Origin of the sequence: Shewanella sp. 10N.286.51.B2 (genome assembly GCF_041469265.1) — a bacterium.
Lineage (GTDB): Bacteria > Pseudomonadota > Gammaproteobacteria > Enterobacterales > Shewanellaceae > Shewanella.
The window spans coordinates 63,888-82,504 of sequence record NZ_JBFRKH010000040.1; the positions used below are offsets into that span (position 1 = coordinate 63,888).

At 42.1% G+C, this 18,617-nt stretch carries 11 protein-coding genes and 2 pseudogenes; all 13 read left to right on the forward strand.

All coding sequences use genetic code 11. The features are described 5' to 3' along the window. Positions 1-497: 497 nt before the first annotated feature. Positions 498-2,756, forward strand: a complete 2,259-nt coding sequence (locus AB4140_RS11130) for a TonB-dependent hemoglobin/transferrin/lactoferrin family receptor (protein ID WP_372000954.1) — start codon at positions 498-500, stop codon at positions 2,754-2,756. 656 nt (positions 2,757-3,412) lie between these two features. Continuing rightward, positions 3,413-4,276 carry a protease HtpX gene (gene htpX, locus AB4140_RS11135; protein ID WP_102438007.1) on the forward strand — a complete coding sequence of 288 codons (864 nt, stop codon included), beginning with the start codon at positions 3,413-3,415 and terminating at the stop codon, positions 4,274-4,276. 286 nt (positions 4,277-4,562) lie between these two features. After that, complete coding sequence (cctA, locus tag AB4140_RS11140; RefSeq protein ID WP_102438005.1) at positions 4,563-4,898, forward strand: tetraheme c-type cytochrome CctA; 336 nt, start codon at positions 4,563-4,565, stop codon at positions 4,896-4,898. Between the two features lie 377 nt (positions 4,899-5,275). Continuing rightward, positions 5,276-8,080 carry a molybdopterin-dependent oxidoreductase gene (locus tag AB4140_RS11145; RefSeq protein WP_372000956.1) on the forward strand — a complete coding sequence of 935 codons (2,805 nt, stop codon included), beginning with the start codon at positions 5,276-5,278 and terminating at the stop codon, positions 8,078-8,080. After that, entirely contained in the window at positions 8,080-8,937 is an 858-nt protein-coding gene (gene cobA / locus AB4140_RS11150; RefSeq protein WP_102438001.1) for a uroporphyrinogen-III C-methyltransferase, read from the forward strand. The genes AB4140_RS11145 and cobA overlap by 1 nt, the downstream gene beginning before the upstream one ends. Then, on the forward strand, positions 8,930-10,105 hold the full coding sequence (locus AB4140_RS11155) for a glycosyl transferase (protein WP_372000958.1): 1,176 nt from the start codon (positions 8,930-8,932) through the stop codon (positions 10,103-10,105). Before cobA ends, AB4140_RS11155 begins: the two co-directional genes overlap by 8 nt. A 4-nt stretch (positions 10,106-10,109) precedes the next feature. Next, the gene (locus AB4140_RS11160) at positions 10,110-10,754 is read left to right on the forward strand and encodes an ANTAR domain-containing response regulator (RefSeq protein WP_372000960.1); all 645 of its coding nucleotides are present in this window, start codon (positions 10,110-10,112) and stop codon (positions 10,752-10,754) included. A 398-nt stretch (positions 10,755-11,152) separates the two neighbouring features. After that, positions 11,153-13,762 carry a nitrite reductase large subunit NirB gene (gene nirB / locus AB4140_RS11165; protein WP_372000962.1) on the forward strand — a complete coding sequence of 870 codons (2,610 nt, stop codon included), beginning with the start codon at positions 11,153-11,155 and terminating at the stop codon, positions 13,760-13,762. Beyond that, positions 13,759-14,082: a nitrite reductase small subunit NirD gene (gene nirD, locus AB4140_RS11170; RefSeq protein WP_372000964.1), complete on the forward strand. Its 324-nt coding sequence runs from the start codon at positions 13,759-13,761 to the stop codon at positions 14,080-14,082. The genes nirB and nirD overlap by 4 nt, the downstream gene beginning before the upstream one ends. Before the next feature lie 13 nt (positions 14,083-14,095). Continuing rightward, positions 14,096-15,562: pseudogene (locus tag AB4140_RS11175) on the forward strand (NarK family nitrate/nitrite MFS transporter). A 45-nt stretch (positions 15,563-15,607) separates the two neighbouring features. After that, positions 15,608-17,521 carry a protein kinase domain-containing protein gene (locus tag AB4140_RS11180; protein ID WP_372000966.1) on the forward strand — a complete coding sequence of 638 codons (1,914 nt, stop codon included), beginning with the start codon at positions 15,608-15,610 and terminating at the stop codon, positions 17,519-17,521. A 171-nt stretch (positions 17,522-17,692) separates the two neighbouring features. Next, positions 17,693-18,247 carry a curlin gene (locus AB4140_RS11185; protein WP_102437989.1) on the forward strand — a complete coding sequence of 185 codons (555 nt, stop codon included), beginning with the start codon at positions 17,693-17,695 and terminating at the stop codon, positions 18,245-18,247. Positions 18,248-18,272: 25 nt separating this feature from the next. After that, positions 18,273-18,617, forward strand: a pseudogene (locus AB4140_RS11190) (curlin); the annotation flags it as partial.

Consider the following 18,617-nt stretch of genomic DNA (forward strand, 5'->3'; position numbering starts at 1 on the left):
TATGCGACTACCGCTCACTGTCACACGCCTTTTGGTTTTTCTGGCATCTGGTCAACTCATACCCACCAATGTATAGCGTTCAGTTCGCATGGGAGTATTTATATTATACGATTTTAGATTAGTCGTTTCATCAAGGTAAACTTACCCTTTAAACATGTATTTTGGCTTTTACTGTTCACTCCCCCCGCATATTTTTAACATCGCTATGATCTTCTCTTTAAAACCTTATGGAAAACCTACGGCATTGGCCAACCGCTTTGGGTGTTGGGATCTTGAGTTGTTAATGATGCTCAACTGTTAATTATTGTTAGCTTTATTTTGCAGCTAATTAAATATCCGTGACCGCTAACAATGTAAAAATAAGAAAACCCTTAAGTTTGAATATCAACAATGAATATTGAGATCATGATCGCTATGTGAAAATTTGTTCATGCTAGAATCCTGCGCCATTAAAGATGAGATTAATTCCTATTAAGGTTTTTTAAAGGATAGTGTTGATGAAGCAACTTTCGATCAAGTTAATTAGTGCCGCGATTGCCGCGGCATTGTCCCCTCAAGTTATTGCGGATACTGGTGAAGTTGTATCGCAAGAAGAAATCAAACAATCTATTTCAAATTTTCATGATGTAATTGTGATTTCTGGTTCTCGTATGGAGCAAACACTTGATCAAGTTGCCGGTTCGGTTGTGGTTATTGATGAAGAATCGATAGCGCGTAATATGAGCACCGACTTTGCTTCATTATTTAGAACAGAAGCTGCCGTTGATGTTAAAGGCGGCGCAGGTAAGCCAAGCTCGGTGACCATTCGTGGTATTGGCGGCAACCGCGTGATGATGGTTAAAGATGGCGTTCGGGTTAATAACCAGTATGCATCGCCATTAGGCCCTGGCGCTGAAGGCACTGGCCGCGGATTAACTGAAGTTGAAGGCTTAAAGCAAGTTGAAGTGTTAAAAACTGCGGCATCGACTATGTATGGCTCCGATGCGTTAGGTGGCGTGATGGTCATGACCACTAAAGATGCGGATGATTACTTACGTGGCAGTGATTATTATTTCTCTGCAAATGGCGGCTACACAGGTATGAACGATGAGTTCAGCGGTGGCTTTACGAGCGCATTTGCAGCAGGTGATTTTGATAACCTAGTCAGTTATCAACGTCGTAGTGGTGAAGAACAGCAAAACTACTACAACACATTACCAGATAGTGACTTAGTCACTGACAGCTTATTACTAAAAAGTAAGTATCACTTTAATGATGATACTAACCTGCAGTTAACCGTTGATTACATGAATCAACAGCTTGACCGCTGGGAAAAATATGCTGATAAAGGTGACATTGGTGAGTCAATTGATTATGACCGCCAAACTCAAGCGTTAAATACCTCATTACGTTTACGTTCAACTAAAGACCGCATCATTCATGACAATGTTGATTTCGTACTCTATTACGGTAAAACCGACCAAAGTGAGAAACGTGACTACTTTAATGGTATCAGTGGCGCAGACCGAGCAATAACGCAGCACCGTGATTACCAGTTTGATGAATACCGTTTTGGTTTTGCCAGTACTTTTAGTAAGGCATTGTCACTACCCGGTCATGACCACAATATTATTTATGGCGTGGATGTAGAGCAATCTGAAATGAGCCGCCCACGCAGCTATCAAGATATCGATGAAAATGGCAATTCAACGCCATCTGAAACCGATACCTTCTCATTTGCTGATACGAAAAGTTTACGCGCTGGCATATTTGTTCAAGATGATATGACCTTTTTAGACGGCAAACTAAACGGTATTGTGGGGCTGCGTTACGATTACTTCAAAAACACCCCTGATCAACAGCAAGCTGAAGATGCTGGCCGTGATCCTGAAGATTTTGCCGCGATGAGTGATGGTTTTTGGTCACCTAAGCTTGGCCTTGTATACCACATGACTGAAAACGTGAATGTGTATGCCCAATATGCTTACGGCTACAAAATGCCAACCCCAGATCAAAAGTGGGGTGAGTTAGAAGTCAAAGATGGCGCGATGCCATTCCCTGTTATCATTGAGGCAAACTACGACTTAGAGTCAGAATCAAGTAACACCATTGAAGTGGGTGTTCGTGGTGATCATGGCGACACACGATATGAATTTACCACTTTTTATACTCAAGCTGATAATTACATCGATTGGGAATTTGTGGGGTGTGGCGGCAGGTTCGGCTGTGCAATTCCAAGTTCATTAGAATATCGTTATATCAACTATGACAAAGTGACTCTTTATGGCGCTGAAATGTCTATGAGTCATTGGTTTACTGATGAATTTGAACTATGGGGTAACATTGCTTACACCCATGGCGAAGATCAGAACGGCGATTACTTAAATAGCGTAAGTCCATTAAAAGGTAACTTGGGAGTAAATTATTATACTTACCTAGGTAACACTGAAGCTAACTTTGGCTTAACCATGCGCTTTGCTGATCAAATGGATCGTACAACGGATTTAGATATTTTCCCTATTGCACTGCCAGGTATGGATTTCAACGAAGTGTATAACACGGCAGGCTACGCAGTATTTGATCTGACGGCTAACTTCCATGTGAATGATAACTGGACGGTACGTGCAGGCGTGTTTAACCTGTTTGACAAAGAATATATTGAGTATTCTGATGTAGCGGGTCAGTCAAAGTTCTTAATGGGTAATATGGGCGTGACTGAAGAGACTTATTCTCAACCAGGTCGCTACTTTAACGTTAAACTGAGCTACACTTTTTAATGAATTAGAGTCAGTTTACTGAATGAGTTCACTGGATTGAGTGATAAAGAAAGCGTTAAATCCTTATAGGATTTAACGCTTTTTTATTGGCTGATACTCTTATGTAGACATGAGTGCTCCACTCACTTAAATGGGTATTTATAAGTTGACGGCATGCTGATTAATGTCAATGACCGGGAAGCCCCATTATGAATGAATAGCCATTAGCTAAACTTAACAGTTAACTCACTCGCAGCGTTCAAGGTAAGGTTATGAATAAAAGGGATACTGGGCTGAATGAGGGTTATAAATTGCTAACTAATTAAATTAGTTATTGTTCTGCTCCTTAGTGACGATATTAACAAAGATTAATCGCCATCTATCCGCTAAACACTAGGCTTTCTAGCAAATGCTGGTTAGATTTAAGTTTCGATTAATACAAGCTGCCTAGACTCTGCCCGCTACTAAGTTAAGCATTCAGCTGAGGTTAGGCTTAGTGTGGTATTTTTAACTAATCTGTCATTTTATGTCAGTTTTTTCCATTAGACGCTTGAAATATCTTTTTTAGGACATATTATGTCATTAAGTGTTTAATAATATTTTTGCGTTCAAGTCAGCTTGAGCATTGAGCTCAGGCGTTGAGTTTATGTCGGCATGAATGCCAGTTAGGAGTTGTAATGTTACGTATCGGTTTACTAATCGCCACCAACTTAGCCATTTTGCTAGTTGCTTCGATTGTGATGTCTCTGCTTGGTGTAAGCACATCAAGCATGAGTGGTTTATTAATTTTTGCTGCTATGTTTGGTTTTGGCGGCGCATTTATCAGTTTAGCTATCTCTAAGTGGATGGCGAAGAAAACCATGGGTTGTGAAGTTATTACAAACCCTCGTGATAATACTGAACGTTGGTTAGTTGACACCGTTGCTCGTCAAGCGCAGCAAGCTGGGATTAAAATGCCAGAAGTGGCAATTTACCAATCTGAAGAGATGAACGCATTTGCAACTGGCCCAAGTAAAGATAACGCTTTGGTTGCTGTGAGTTCAGGCTTACTTTATGGCATGACCCAAGATGAAATCGAAGGCGTACTGGCTCACGAAGTTAGCCACGTTGCTAACGGTGACATGGTCACCTTGACGCTTATTCAAGGTGTCGTGAATACCTTCGTTATTTTTGCCGCTCGTGTTGTTGCAGGTATTGTGAATAACTTCGTTGCGAGTAATGATGAAGAGGGTGAAGGTCTTGGTATGTTTGCATACATGGCTGTGGTTTTCGTACTTGACATGTTATTTGGTATTTTAGCGTCTATGGTTGTGGCTTACTTCTCTCGTATTCGTGAGTTTAAAGCCGATGAAGGTGCGGCCAAGCTTGCTGGCAAAGATAAGATGATTGCGGCATTAGAGCGTTTAAAAACTGGCCCAGAAACGGGTGCAATGCCAGCGCAAATGTCAGCATTAGGTATTAACGGTAAACGTTCAATGACTGACTTTTTAATGAGCCATCCACCACTAGAAAAACGTATTAGCGCCCTTAGAAATAGTTAATAATGTGATCTTGGTTATAAAAGGAGCTTAATAGCTCCTTTTTTATTGCTTCCCTTTTTATTTTAACTCGTTAATATAACCTTCTTTTCAAGGTGATACATTATGTAACGCTTTTTAGGTGTCAGAGATGATGATTGAATTTTGCCGCTGACTATTTAGTGTTGCTAAATTAACCAGTGTTAGCTAAGTTTATAACTGAGCCTAAAAAAGTCGTTCTGAAAATTGATATCGATTAAAGGTCTCTCTATTAGAGCCTTTTTGACTATCGTAACTGGAGGGTATAATAGTGAGCAATAAAATACTTGTAGCAATGTTTGCAGCAGCTTTAGCTGTAGTAACTTTGTCATCAAATGCATTCGCTGCAGACGAAGTTTTAGCTGATTTCCACGCAGAAATGGGTGGCTGTGAAAGTTGTCATGCTGATGGCGAGCCATCTGCTGACGGTGAGCATGAGTTCGCGCAGTGTCAAGACTGTCACGGAACACTTGCGGAAATGGATGAAAACCATGCGCCACATGATGGCATGTTAATGTGTCAAGACTGTCACGCACCACATGACATGAATGTTGGTGAAAAACCGACTTGTGATAGCTGCCATGATGATGGCCGCGTTGCTAAATAACTGATGATTATTTAGCTTTAAGCAAAGTTTAAAAGCGCTGAAATTCAGCGCTTTTTTATTGCCCCAGTTTTGCTGTTTATAAATAACTTTTATATTTCCGCCGACATTAGCTCAAAGAATAATTCCACATGAATATTCAATTCATGGCTTAGCATTTATCACACTACCTATACGGTATACCTCTAAAGTAGTATTAATTTTCTTTTGTTTTCAACGACATGTGCGTTATTGGTGCGGCTTGGTGCACTTTTGTTGAACAAAAGTAGCGATTTTAAATTTGCCTTATTTGTAAACGGTTTGTAAATCATTAAGTTAGCAATTGGCACGAGATTTGCGACGTTATTGTCATTGAATTTGAGTCACTGAAGGGAAGTTGCATGTCTAATATCCAATCTAGTTGTGCTTATTGCGGCGTCGGCTGCGGAATAAGTGTAACCCCTAGCAGTTTTAACGACATTGGATTTGAGCTTGAAGGTGATCGTACTCACCCAGCCAATAAAGGTCAGTTATGTGCCAAAGGTGAGCGTTTATTAGAAAGCTTAGTCCAGCCAAATAGTTTACGTTATCCCAAATATAAGTCTGGTAAGTCAGTTGCTTGGCCTGAAGCTATCACGACAATTGCTGACACCTTTAAACAAACTATTGCGCAATATGGACCAGACTCAGTTGCATTTTATTTATCAGGGCAACTTTTAACTGAAGATTACTATGTGGCTAATAAATTGGCCAAAGGCTTTATTGGCACGGCGAATGTTGATACCAATTCACGCCTTTGTATGTCTTCTGCTGTAAGTGCGCACATGCGCGCATATGGAGAGGATGTTGTAGCGGGTTGTTATGACGATTTTGAACAGGCACAAGTAATAGTACTCGTGGGTTCAAACGCAGCGTGGACCCATCCGGTTTTATTTCAGCGGATGATTAAAGCCCGCCAGCGTTATGGCACTAAAATTGTCGTAATTGACCCAGCTAAAACTGCTACGGCAAGCCAAGCAGACTTACATCTTCAAATCGCGCCGGGGACAGATACGTTATTATTTAATGGCTTACTGAATTTCATTGCCAAAAATGAAGCGTTAAATCAGCCATATATTGATGCGCACACTGAAAACTTCACTCAAACCTTAGCACACGTTGCCAGTCAAGCCACTGATGTTGAAACACTTGCCCAAGCGTTATTAGTGCCTATTGCTCAGTTGCAGGATTTCTATCAGTTATTTATCTCTCACGCAAAAGTCATGACAGCTAGCTGCCAAGGGGTAAACCAATCTATTGCAGGCACTGACACTAGCAATGCGATAATCAATTGTCACTTAGCTCTTGGTCAGGTTGGTAAGGAAGGTTGTGGTTTCTTTTCACTTACAGGCCAACCGAATGCCATGGGTGGGCGTGAAGTGGGCGGTTTAGCGACACAACTTGCTTGTCATATGGGGTTTTCTGAGCCGGAGCGTCAAGTGTTAGGAGATTTTTGGCAGTCTGAGGTGATCGCGACTGATAAGGGTCTCACAGCCGTTGAATTATTTGATGCTATGGCAGATGGAACAATTAAAGCGGTGTGGATTATGGGCACTAATCCAGTGGTGTCATTGCCTAATACTGCAAAAATAACTGCGGCATTAGAAACCTGTCCTTTTGTGGTGGTGTCTGAGATAACACAAGACTCTGCGACTGCGCAATTAGCCGATGTGTTATTACCTGCACAGGGTTGGTCTGAAAAATGTGGCACAGTCACTAACAGTGAGCGAGTGATTAGCCGCCAACGTGGCTTTATACAAGCTAAAGGCACAGCAAAAGCTGATTGGTGGGCCTTGGCAGAAGTCGCAAAAGCGATGGGTTTTGAACAAAGTTTTAGCTTTAAAAACAGTGCTGCCGTTTTTAAAGAATTTGCCCAGTTATCTAAGCTTGTAAAGCAATCTTTTCCAGGCAAGCAGTTTGATTTAAGCGGTTTGGCTGATTTAACGGATGAGCAATATGATGAGTTACTACCGACGCAGTGGCCTGCTGCTAACCATGGTGCCATAGGGGGCAATAAGCAAAGATTGTTTGCCGATGGCATATTCGCCACCGCATCATCAAAAGCGCAATTTATTGAAACCACTGCAGATTGCCAAATAGCCCCTTTGCCAGCTGGGCAAGTACGCTTAAACAGTGGTCGCAGCCGAGATCAATGGCACACCATGACCCGCACAGGTCATATTGCGGCGCTTAGAGCCAGTATCCCAGAGCCTGTTATTGCTGTTCATCCTTCGACTTTAGCGCAATTAAAATTAATTGAAGACGACTTGGTAACTTTTGCTGCCCCCAATTTATCAATAACCAATTTTGCCGTGGCAAGAGTGGTTGCAGATGACTCCCAAGCGCCAGACTTGGGGTTTATGTCAATGCATTGGTCTGAGCAGTTCTCGTTAGGTAAGGGCGTTAATACCCCACTTGATAGTCAGTTTGACCCTTACTCAAAACAGCCAGCGTTTAAATGCCAACCCGTGTCGTTAACTAAAGTTGCTGTGACATTGCAAGGGATCGTTTTTGGTCTGCATGATCCACACATGCAAGGCCTGAACTGGAATGTTCAGCAAACATTAACCACTGGCAGTTGTTATCACATCGGTTTTGAAAATACAGATGCAGCATTTGCTTATCAGTCAACGGTACACGCTTTAAAATGGACAATTTCCCTTGCTAGTCAGCAAATTATCCATGTGCATTGCAATATCAGTAACGGCTTGTTGGTATCACTGAAACTGTTAAGTCGCACAAAGGTCGCTGTTTCCCTTGAAGCGATGAATTTGCTTATTGGTCAAACAGTAGATGTTGCATTAATGCGTCAATTACATCAGCTGATTAAAGCTGGTAACAGCCCACTAATTTGCGCCTGTACCGGTGTCACACAAGCCAATATTGAATATGCCATGCTGCAAAAACTTGATAATGCAGTATTCAGTAAACGTGCCTTAGCATCTGATTTTACTAGCGCCACAGCGATTAACACTGATATCACACAAGCAGATTTTGATAAGGCGTTAGATGAAACCCAAACAGAGCTAGGCTGCGGCAGACAATGTGGTAGCTGCCACAGTGAAGTGGGTCAATGTGCCAATGATATTTGGCATATTGCTTTAGCTGAGATAACGACTGAGTTGTCAGAGCAAGAACGTAAATCAGCCCAAGAGGAGGTGGCGTAATGAGTCATACATTGAATAAGCTAATTAACTTTAATAGCGCAGCCGCTAATAATGATTTGATTTCGGGTGATGTCGAAATTGTCGGTGCAGGTTGCGGGCAATTAGATTTAATGACCATTAAAGCCGCCAGAATAGTGTCTCAAGCTGAGGCGCTGGTTTATGACAGCTTGGTCAGCAGCGATATTCTTTCATTAGTCTCTGCAGATTGTCAGCGCCACTTTGTGGGTAAACGTTGTGGTCAGCCAAGTTATAAGCAAGATGATATAAACGCTTTACTAGCAAAGCTTGCCACACAAGGACTCAAAGTTGTACGTTTAAAAGGTGGCGATCCGCATATTTTTGGGCGCGGGGCTGAAGAGTCTCTGTATCTTGCTAAATTAGGGATCGCTAGCCGATTTACCCCTGGTATTACAGCAGCTTTAGGCTGCGCCTCAACCACAGGTATTCCGCTAACGTACCGCGGCATGGCTCGTTCAGTCACGTTAGTCACTGGTACCCGCATTACAAATGATGGGCTAGATCAGGCTCCAACTCATTGGAAAGGCTTATTAGAAGCACAATCTACCTTAGTTTTTTACATGGGCAAGGAGCAAGCAGCAGCAATTTCAGCAGGACTTATGTCTGTTAAAGCTGAGGCAAACTTACCCGTGGCACTTGTCACCAATGGCGGCAGACCTAATCAGTTAATCACTTATGCCAATGTTAGCAATATGGCCAAGCAAGCGACATTAATTAAAGACAGTGGCCCAACCTTAATCATCATTGGTGAAGTGGTTGCAGTGGGTCAAGAATTAGCTGGCTTATTGTCTGATATAAAAGCCAAGCCAACAGATTTTGTGGAGGTGGCTTATGGTTGAGCAACAAACGCAAGATATGCTTAATGCCGCTGATTTTGATAGCCGTAAGCTCATCAAAGCAATGGGCAAAGGGGTTAAAGGTAGCCGCAGTTTGAATTTTGCTGAAGCCGCTTACTTGATTAAAGGTTTTGCAAGTGGTGACATTTCTACTGCGCAAATGGCGGCAGCGATGATGCTTATGCGAGTGCGAGGTGAGTCAGTTGAAGAACTTGCTGGTGTATCGTCTGGGCTAAAGCAGTTGGTTTCTTCTCAGTGGAAAACTATTAAAGCAGATATTGATTGGCCGGTATATGCCGGTAAGCGCGAGCAGTTACCTTGGTTATTATTAGCGGCAAAAATGCTGGCTAAACAAGGTAAAACCATTGTATTACATGGAGATAGTCAATCATTACCTCATCGTCGTCATGTTGAATCATATATTGCGGCTTTAGATATTCCTAAATGTGACAACGCCGAAACCGCCGCAGAAATGTTAGCGAAAACAGGGCTGATTTACCTTAACAGCGCAGATGTTATTCCAGTATTAAATGATTGCCGCGCTTTACATCAAGAGTTGGGTTTACGAAGTTTTATTCAAATGTCTGTTCGCTGCGTTAACCCGTGTAATGCAGCATTTAGCCTACGCAGTTATTTTCATCCTGGATTAGATAAATTGCATCATCAAGTGGCAGCGCTTTTGGCAAAGGATAGCTGCCAAAGAGAAGCGGCAGATATTGCTATTTTTAAAGGCCTGCAGGGGGAGACAGAAATCAACCCTCGTGTCAGTACTCGGGTAGGTTTACTGCGTTTTAATGGCCAACATGAAGCTAACTTTGCAGAGATTAATCTGCCTACCCAACTTGAGGCATTTGTGGGGGCAAAGCTTGGTCAAGCTGATTTGTCTGCTGCTGTACTGGCGCAACTTTGGCGGGCTGAAGACATTGCTGAGGCCGATTTATCAACGGCACAATTACAGCAAGCGATAGCCAGTGTCACCGCCACGATAGCGCTGGTAAATGTGCTATGTAATAAAGGATTAGCTATTAATGATGCCTTAGAACATGCCAAAAAAGTCTGGTTTGAGCGAAATAAATATGTCATTCAAGACTCAAATGTCATGGGGTCGTCCCTTTGGCAACATATTGAAAATAACGTTATTCCGTCAACTCGTCATGCAGTAAGGAGTTAAGCATATGGTTAATTATATCTATTGTGAGCCATCATTTAATAACAATGCATTGCTGACAGATTATAAAATCCAACTAAATCAGTTTCAGGCATGTGTAGAAGTAACAAGCCTCAGCCAACTAGAACAAAATGTGCTTAAAGGAAACGGATCATGTTTAGTATTTCTAACCAATGAGTTACAACCCTTGCAGCAAGCATTTATTGAGCGTTTGTTATCGAATACGGCTTTACCCATTATTGTGAATGCTCAGCATTGGGATGAAAATCATCTAGCCAGTTTGTTACTTTGTGGCAGGGTGACTTTCGTACCCGAGCAGCTGTCAGCAAAACGCTTAAGCTCTTTAGTTAACCTAGCAAAAATTCGCTTTGATAATGCTTCAATTATGCTCGAAAAAGTGAAGCAATTAGATGAGAAATGTGTCGCGATGAAGCTGGTGTCAAAAGCCAAGTCGTTACTGCAATTGCAGGGTATTAGCGAAAAAGTAGCGCATGAATTGATCCAAAAACAGGCTATGAGCAAGGGGGTAACCGTAGCTGAAATGGCAAAAAGTATCATTGCAGCGGCAAAACAAATTGAAGCAAATCAAAGAGGGACGAACCGAATGCAACAATTTGGTGCGAGTGCGCCTGTGGTGACCAGTATAGCCTAGTATCTTTTTAGGCTAATATATTATTTTGTATATTTACAATGACTTACGATTTTATGTTTGTTGGCATAGTCAATGCTTAGTATTTGCTAGATCGTGTGAGCAATTAAGTTGTGTGAAGCATTAGCTGGCATTAATAAATCGCTGTGTAAATAAATAACCGTGGAAATAAAGAGTTTAGGTCAAGCGTTATCATCATGACAAACTGTAGCTTGAATCTCTAACTTCTAAATGCAATGGCGCGTGCACGTAATCGTCGTTAATCGAGACGCTATAACAGTGTAGTTTAAACAGTTTATAGTTAAAATTTGAAGGCTTTTGGCAATGGCGCCAGCTCTGTTAACCCAGAGGCTGGCGCTTTTTTGTTTTTAGGGCTTTAACAAAAATTCAAGGAGCCTTCTATGGCAAATGCAAAATCCAAGCTGGTAGTAATAGGTAATGGCATGGTGGGTCATCACTTTATCGAGCAATTATGTAGTCAAGGGTTGCAGCAGCAATTTGATATTGAAGTGTTTGGTGAAGAGCCCCGACCTGCATACGATAGGGTGCAACTGTCAAAATATTTTGAAACCGGTAGTGCCGATGAATTGATGCTAACTAGCGCTGAGGATTATCAAGATTGGGGGGTAAAGTTGCACCTTGATAGCCGAATTACCGTGCTAGATACCGCCAATAAAACCGTGACCACAGAAGCGGGCATAACGACAGCCTATGACAGTTTAGTCCTTGCAACAGGATCTTATCCATTTGTCCCACCTATTGCTGGTAACGATAGAGAAAGCTGTGTGGTGTACCGCACCATAGAAGATTTACAAGACATTGAAGCTGCGGCGAAAAAATCTAAAGTTGGCGTGGTAGTCGGTGGCGGCTTATTAGGCCTTGAAGCGGCAAATGCATTAATGGCCCTTGGCGTAACAACTCATGTTGTTGAATTTGCACCACAGTTAATGCCAGTACAATTAAATGATAAAGCGGGTGACTTACTTAAAAGTAAAATTAATGACTTAGGTGTATCAGTACATACCTCTAAAGCCACCACCGCCATTATCGATGGTGAGAGCGCACAGCACCGCATGACATTCAACGATGATAGTTTTCTTGAAACTGACATGATTGTGTTTTCTGCCGGTATTCGACCTCAAGATGCATTAGCGAGAAGCAGCGGTATGCAAATGGGTGATCGCGGCGGCATTGCAATTGATGATAACTGCTTAACCTCAGCTCCCGATGTTTATGCCATCGGTGAATGTGCATTATGGCAAAACCGCATTTTTGGCCTAGTTGCCCCAGGTTATCAAATGGCGCGAGTCGCTGTGTCGCATTTAGCGGCAGGAGTTGCTAAGGCGCCTGCGCCATCATTGGCATTTACTGGTGCGGATATGAGCACCAAACTCAAGCTATTAGGTGTTGATGTTGCCGCTATTGGTGAAAGCCGCGGTTTCGACAATGCGCAATTTGTGGAGTTATCTGACAATCAATCAGGCATATATAAAAAGCTGTGGTTAGATGAGTCGGGTCAATATCTTAAAGGCGCAGTATTAGTGGGCGATAACAGTGATTATGCCCGTTTACTGGATTTGTATTTATCGCAAGATGCAATTGAAGGCAATGCGGTTGAATTATTAATGACGGGTGATGAAACGGCGCTTGAATTAAAAGACAGCTCAATAGTTTGTTCTTGTCATCAAGTGACTAAGGCTGATATCGCCACTTCAGTGACCAAAGGCAATCATACCATTGCTGAAATCAAGACCTGCACCCGAGCCGCATCTGGCTGTGGTGGTTGCGCGCCATTGGTGAAGAAAATCATGGATGAAGCGCTCGTAGCAGAAGGGGTTGAGTGCAATACTGGCATTTGTGAGCATTTTGAACAGGATAGACAGTCTTTGTATCACTTGTGCCAAGTTGAAAACATTACTGACTTTGAGACGTTAATTACTCGCCATGGTAAACACGCTGGTACCAATGCTGGGTCGACGTTTGGTTGTGACATTTGTAAGCCCGCAGCAGGGTCAATTTTTGCTTCATTGCAGAATAAATATGTTTTAAACCAAGAGAGCAGTCATGTTCAGTTGCAAGATACTAACGATGCCTATCTTGGCAATATACAAAAAGATGGTACTTACTCTGTGGTGCCGCGAATTGCAGGTGGTGAAATTACCCCTGATGGTTTAATTGCCATTGGCGCCGTAGCCAAAGAATATGACTTGTACACCAAAATCACTGGTGGTCAGCGAATCGACTTATTTGGCGCAAAATTATCAGAGTTACCGAGTATTTGGGGCAAATTAATTGCTGCCGGGTTTGAAACCGGTCATGCCTACGGTAAATCGCTGCGTACGGTTAAATCTTGTGTGGGTAGCACTTGGTGTCGTTATGGTGTTCAAGACTCTGTGTCTACAGCCATTGATTTAGAGAACCGCTATAAAGGCTTACGTGCGCCCCATAAAATTAAGTTTGCTGTCTCGGGTTGTACTCGAGAATGCGCAGAAGCCCAAAGCAAAGATATTGGTGTTATCGCAACCGATAAAGGTTGGAACTTATATGTTGCAGGGAATGGCGGTATGCGCCCACGTCATGGTGATTTATTTGCTACCGATTTAGATACCGATACCTTAGTCAAATATATCGACAGAGTTCTGATGTTTTATATTAAAACCGCTGACAAATTACAACGTACTTCAACCTGGATGGACTCGTTAGAAGGCGGTTTGGAGTATCTCAAATCAGTGGTTATACAGGACAGCTTAGGTCTCGCTGCTGAGCTTGATAATCAAATGGCAAAAATTGTTGATACTTACCAATGTGAATGGAAAACCAGCCTTGAAAAACCAGAATTCTTGGCGCGCTTTAATGAGTTTGTAAATCCTGACGACAAGCCAGAAGGTGAAACACACCTTTATCATCGCGCACGTGAGCAGCGCTTCCCTGTCGCCAAAGCAACAGGAGCAGGCAACATTGCTATTAAAGAACTTGAAACAGAATCAGAAACTGCGGAGGAATTAGTATGAGTTGGGTGAATGTATGTAATGAGTCTACTTTACCGCAAGGGACCGGTATTGCCGCATGGGTTGCTGGTAAAGCCGTTGCCATTTTTGATTTAGGAAAACACGGTTTATTTGCCATTGATAATGTTGACCCTGCAACAGGGGTGAGTTTGTTAGCACGTGGGCTAATTTGCGAAGTTGAAGGTAACTTGTGTGTTGCTTCTCCGCTTTATAAGCAGCACTACAGCCTAACAACAGGTGTTTGCCTTGAAGACAGTGCTTTGGTTGCAGCGCCATACGAAATCAAAAAGGAAGCTGGCCAGGTATTGGTTTTAGCTAAATAAAAGGACGTGCAGTATGAGTTCTCAGAAATTTAATCTATTTTCGTTTTCGGGCAAGATGAAAGTATTGCACCTAAGTTGGGTGGCATTTTTTATAACTTTTGTGGTGTGGTTTAACGCCGCGCCTTTATTAAGTGTTATTGCTGATAGCTTGGGATTAACAAAATCACAAATCAAAACCTTACTTATTTTGAATGTGGCGTTAACGATTCCTGCTCGGGTTATTATCGGCATGGTGACCGACAAATACGGCCCGAGACTGACTTATTCAGTATTAATGGGGGTCTGTTCCATACCTTGTTTTATGTTTGCAGTTGCCGACTCGTTCGAGCAATTAGCCATGGCTCGGTTCCTGATTGGCTTTATTGGTGCGGGTTTTGTTATTGGTATTCGTATTGTCAGTGAATGGTTTCCTGCAAAAGAGTTAGGCACGGCCGAAGGTATTTATGGCGGTTGGGGCAACTTTGGTAGCGCAGCTGCAGCGTTTACTTTACCTGCGGTGGCCATTTACTTTGGCGGCGAAGATGGCTGGCGTTATGCCATTGGTCTTACGGGAGTTATGAGCTTCTGATTTGCTTTTGTCTATTATTTTAACGTCACAGATACTCCAAAGGGCTCGACTTACTTTAAACCGAAAAAAGCGGGTGGCTTAGAGGTAACCAGTAAAGGTGATTTCGCACTGCTAATTTTCATGAAGATCCCGATGTATGCAACACTTGCTCTACTGGCATGGAAGTTATCTCCAGCAGGCGTGAGTATGCTTGAGCAACAAATGACCTATATCATTTATGCTTCATTAGTCGTCATTTTCATTTTTGATGTTTATAAAACCTATGAAGTGAATAAAGATATTTTTGTTAAAGAAGTGCCTGAGTTTGAACGTTATAAGTTTAAACAGGTGGCTGTACTTAATGTGCTTTATTTTACGACTTTTGGATCAGAACTCGCCGTAGTGTCAATGTTGCCACTGTTTTTTGCTGAGACATTTGATTTAGGGATGGCACAAGCGGGTATGGTTGCCTCTAGCTATGCCTTTATGAACTTAATGTCTCGTCCGGGCGGTGGTTGGTTAAGTGATAAGTTTGGCCGTAAGACAACATTGATGATTTTAACTGCCGGTCTAGCTGTTGGTTACTTTGCCGTCAGTCACATTGATGGTACTTGGTCATTACCTTTAGCTATTGTGGTGGTAATGGCGTGTTCATTCTTCGTTCAAGGCGGTGAAGGTGCTGTGTTTGCTGCAGTGCCACTGATTAAACGTCGATTAACAGGGCAAATAGCAGGCATGACAGGTGCTTATGGTAATGTCGGCGCGGTGTTCTTTTTAACGGTCTACTCTATGGTACCGACACCCGTGTTCTTTAATGTTATTGCTGTCAGTGCGGTGCTAGGGTTTATTACTTTATTCTTCATGACTGAACCCAAAGGCCATATCGCTGAGGTGAATGAAGAAGGTGAAGTTACCTTAATTAGCGTTAACTAGTTTATATTATTGGCTATGACTTAATATAAATAATGTTAAACGCTATTGTTACTAACCCTGAAAACACCGCTAATGAATTTAGCGGTGTTGTCGTTTTTATTAAAAGGTGGACATTGGGTGATTAATGCTAATTTTGAGTCTAAATCAGGGTCTGAACTTAAGACTGAATCTAATGTAAAGCTGCATGAAGAAAATAGAACCCAAGATCAACTGCCTATATCGGGCGTGTTGGAAGTAAAGGCGGGTCAAGTCTCAGATAAAGGCAGAAAAGCGGATAATGAAGATGCTATAGGCATTAAAATTCCTTCAGGTTTAATGTTAACCACCAAAGGTATTGTGAGTGTTATCAGCGATGGGGTTAGCGCAGCTGAAGGTGGTGCAAAAGCCTCTGCCATCAGTGTGAGTAACTTTATCGCTGATTACTATTCAACGCCTGATTCCTGGAGCGTTCAAACATCCAGTACCCGTGTTCTTACGGCGTTAAATCGGTGGTTGTATGGCTTAGGGCAAGATTATCGCGATGCCAGAAAAGGCTATGTGTGTACGTTTAGTGCATTGGTTTTCAAGTCTTGCTCGGCGCATATGCTGCATGTTGGTGACTCACGAATCTATCGTTTTCGCGATGGTGAGTTAATGAAGGTAAGTCGTGATCACAGCACTTCAGTAAATCAATTTTCCAGTTATCTTACCCGCGCTATTGGCATGGATGTAAAGTTAGATGTTGATTATAAGCAGGTTAACCTTGCTTTAGATGACATGTATTTACTGACGACGGATGGTATTCATGATGTGGTGACCGATCATGAATTGTCGAAAATGTTGATTCATCTACAGCAAAGCCACGCTGAAATTACTGACGAATTATGTGAAGCATTTTGTCAAAAAATGGTCGATAAAGCCTATCTGTTAGACAGCCAAGATAACCTCAGTGCGCAGTTAATTTCAATCTCACAGCTGCCAACTCAAGCTATTGACGATGTTTATCATAAACTCGCCAGCCGACCTTTTCCGCCGCCACTATCAGTAGGGATGAAGTTAGATGGCTATGAAGTGACGGGGATTATTCATCAAAGTCAGCGCAGCCAAGTTTATGTGGTAAAAGACAAGCAAGGTATTGAAAAGTGCATGAAAACGCCGTCGGTAAATTACATTGATGACGGGGCTTATATTGAACGTTTTATGCTTGAAAGTTGGATAGGGCACCGTATTAATAGCATTCATGTGGTTAACGTTGTCGATCATCATATGCCTAAATCAGCGCTGTACTATCTCACTGATTATTTACAAGGGTTGAGCTTAGCTGATTGGATGACGCAACATAAACGCGGCCCGGTTGAAGATGTGCTGCAGCTTTTAAAACAAGTTGAGGCGGGTATTCGCGCTTTTCATCGTAAAGAAACCCTGCATCAAGATTTAAAGCCGGACAATATTTTCATCACTCGAGAGGGGATTGTTAAAATTATCGATTTTGGTGCCTGTTACATTAAAGGTATTGCTGAAATCACCACCCCGCTTAAACGCGATACCATTCTGGGCACTGCAGATTATACTGCGCCTGAGGTCATACTGGGTTATCAATCTGATGGCCGTGCCGATTTATTCTCTTTTGCTGTTATCGCTTATGAGATGTTGGCCGGTGAACAACTCTTTAAAGGCCAATTAGGTAAATGCTTAAGCCGAAAAGATTTTGAAAAACTGGTTTATATACCTGTTTATGCAACCAATCCTATGGTGCCTGAGTGGATGGATAAAGCATTAGAAAAAGCATTAGAAAAAGCATTATCCATAGACCCCGCTACACGTTTTGCTGATAGTAGTGAATTTTTACATGCGTTAACGACTCCTGCCTCAACCACTTCAAAAACGTCTATTCCGTTTATTCAGCGTAATCCCATTAAGTTTTGGCAAACGCTGAGCGTGACATTATTTCTTTGGTCGATGTATTTATTATTTAAATAAATGACTCAGCCAGCATTGTTTCTCATCTTTTTATCGTCCTAAAGTTTTGATTTTAACTCCTGGTAAGATTTTAATACTAGAGGATGATTCGAACAAGAAATAGTCAGCCCATACTCTTATGGTGAAGGTATTGAAAGAATAACGTCTTTCATTCTAATAAGGATATGAAGCATGGATATGCAACCGCCAATAATAACAACTCATCGAAAAAACCGCCCCAGAGCACATTCTACAATATTCGCCGCGTTACTATTTTTGGTCATGAACCTCGTGAGCCTACCGAGCTATAGTCAGCCAGATTTGAGTCACTTTAATGAGCTTTCTAGCTTCGAAAATACGACTCAAGTGAGCCAAGATGGTTTTGATCATGATTTAACACTGGATCAATCAGGTGTTGGCCACCAACTTTATGCTCAACAATTGGGCCACACTAATTCCATTCAAGTTAACCAACAAGGGTCGCAACAATATTCTGCTGTTTATCAGTCTGGTGCCAATATCGAAGCTGAAATTTTGCAGATGGGGGCCGGTAATGTGCTGGTGTCATATCAAGATGGTGACAACCTTTATGTGGATATTATGCAAACAGGCACTGCAAACGTGGCGTTGATAAAACAAAGCGGATTCGATAATTCAATTGGCATAAAACAGTATGGTTCTGGCCTTGCCGTAGGCGTGCTGCAATGGGGTAATGGGCAACATGTTGCAATAACCCAAGGGAAGTAACAAACAAAGCGTAAAAGGAAATACCATGATGAAACAAACATATATAGCGATATTGATTACAGCAACATTAGGTTTAACTAGCGCATTTGCCAGTGACAGTAATACGGCAATTGTGGATCAATGGGGCCAGGATAATGCCGTTACAGTGACCCAGCAGCTTAATAGCGAAGGTAATACAGCGATCATTGATCAAGATGGCTCATTAAATACCGCAGACATTGTCCAACAAGATACCTCGGACTCTTCAGCAACTATCACCCAAAAGGGTGATGAAAACCACGCTGAAATTTATCAGCATCATTCAACAGAAACTGCATCGGCAGTAATAAACTCCGAAGGTAACGGTAATAGCGCTGAAATCGAGCAGCAA

Excerpts from the sequence above, each read along its gene's own strand:
- nirD (WP_372000964.1), top strand. The coding sequence starts at position 13,759 with ATGAGTTGGGTGAATGTATGTAATGAGTCTACTTTACCGCAAGGGACC.
- nirB (WP_372000962.1), top strand. The coding sequence starts at position 11,153 with ATGGCAAATGCAAAATCCAAGCTGGTAGTAATAGGTAATGGCATGGTG.
- AB4140_RS11160 (WP_372000960.1), top strand. The coding sequence starts at position 10,110 with ATGGTTAATTATATCTATTGTGAGCCATCATTTAATAACAATGCATTG.
- cobA (WP_102438001.1), top strand. The coding sequence starts at position 8,080 with ATGAGTCATACATTGAATAAGCTAATTAACTTTAATAGCGCAGCCGCT.
- AB4140_RS11130 (WP_372000954.1), top strand. The coding sequence starts at position 498 with ATGAAGCAACTTTCGATCAAGTTAATTAGTGCCGCGATTGCCGCGGCA.
- htpX (WP_102438007.1), top strand. The coding sequence starts at position 3,413 with ATGTTACGTATCGGTTTACTAATCGCCACCAACTTAGCCATTTTGCTA.
- AB4140_RS11155 (WP_372000958.1), top strand. The coding sequence starts at position 8,930 with ATGGTTGAGCAACAAACGCAAGATATGCTTAATGCCGCTGATTTTGAT.
- AB4140_RS11145 (WP_372000956.1), top strand. The coding sequence starts at position 5,276 with ATGTCTAATATCCAATCTAGTTGTGCTTATTGCGGCGTCGGCTGCGGA.
- AB4140_RS11185 (WP_102437989.1), top strand. The coding sequence starts at position 17,693 with ATGGATATGCAACCGCCAATAATAACAACTCATCGAAAAAACCGCCCC.